1 protein-coding gene is annotated in these 1,490 nt (G+C 69.5%); it reads left to right on the top strand.

Annotated elements, in window-relative coordinates; translation table 11 throughout:
* The first annotated feature begins 264 nt into the window (after positions 1-264).
* Positions 265-1,467, top strand: a complete 1,203-nt coding sequence (locus ACIQMR_RS38360; RefSeq protein WP_401397794.1) for an IS110 family transposase — start codon at positions 265-267, stop codon at positions 1,465-1,467.
* Positions 1,468-1,490 lie beyond the last annotated feature (23 nt).

Raw genomic sequence — 1,490 nt, forward strand, 5'->3', positions numbered from 1 at the left:
CCCCCGTTATCTTCTTCGCGGTCCTGCAAGAGGGCCGCTGGCCTCCGGGCCCGGCATGGCTGGTCCCCCCTGTCGAACGGATGACCTGGGGGGTGGTGCCACCGGGCCCGAGAGGCGCCGTTGGAGACGCTGATGAGAGGTCCGACTACCGCCTGGCCTGGCACAATGCCCGGCCGCTCGCGGGCGGCAGGTCTGCATAACGTGGATGCGCGCACGACGCCAACGCCCAGGCCAGCACGCACGACATCCGTTCGGGAGGACGGCTTGAACGACAGCGACGAGATAGGCGTCTTCCTCGGCCTGGACGTCGGCAAGAGCGCCCACCACGGGCACGGCCTCACGCCGGCCGGCAAGAAGGTCTTCGACAAGCAACTCCCGAACACCGAACCGAAGCTGCGGGAGGTCTTCACCAAACTGAAGACCAAGTTCGGCACCGTCCTGGTGATCGTGGACCAACCTGCATCCATCGGCGCCCTGCCCCTGACGGTCGCTCGGGACGCCGGCTGCAAGGTCGCCTACCTGCCCGGACTCGCGATGCGGCGGATCGCCGACCTCTACCCCGGCGAAGCCAAGACCGACGCGAAGGACGCCGCGGTCATCGCCGACGCGGCCCGCACCATGCCGCACACCCTGCGCTCGCTGGAGCTGACCGACGAGATCACCGCCGAGCTGACCGTCCTCGTCGGCTTCGATCAGGACCTCGCGGCCGAGGCCACCCGCACCAGCAACCGCATCCGCGGCCTGCTCACCCAGTTCCACCCCAGCCTGGAGCGCGTCCTCGGCCCCAGGCTCGACCACCCGGCCGTCACCTGGCTGCTGGAACGCCACGGATCCCCGGCCGCACTGCGAAAAGCCGGACGCCGCAAGCTGGTCGAGGTGATCCGGCCCAAGGCACCCCGGATGGCGAACCGGCTGATCGACGACATCTTCGAGGCCCTCGACGAGCAGACCGTCGTCGTTCCGGGCACCGGCACCCTCGACATTGTGATCCCCTCGCTGGCCCGCTCGCTCGGCGCCGTCCACGAACAGCGACGGGCCACGGAAGCCCAGATCACAGCCCTGCTGGAGGATCACCCTCTTTCGAAGGTCCTGACGTCGCTGCCCGGCGTCGGCGTCAGGACCGCCGCCACCCTGCTGGTCACCGTCGGCGACGGCACCAGCTTCCCCACCGCCGCCCACCTCGCCTCCTACGCCGGCCTCGCCCCGACCACGAAGTCCTCGGGCACCTCGATCCACGGCGAGCACGCCCCACGGGGCGGCAACCGGCAGCTCAAACGCGCGATGTTCCTGTCCGCCTTCGCCGCCCTGCACGACCCCGCCTCCCGCACCTACTACGACAAGTGCCGGGCCAGAGGAAAGACCCACACACAGGCACTCCTCCGGCTCGCCCGCCAGCGGATCAACGTGCTCTTCGCGATGCTCCGCGACGGCACCTTCTACGAACCCAGAACCCCACGCCTCGCTTGACGAAAGACATAGAGGCACCCCCC

Origin of the sequence: Streptomyces sp. NPDC091376, from assembly GCF_044757085.1 — a bacterium.
Taxonomy (GTDB): Bacteria; Actinomycetota; Actinomycetes; order Streptomycetales; family Streptomycetaceae; genus Streptomyces; species Streptomyces pratisoli.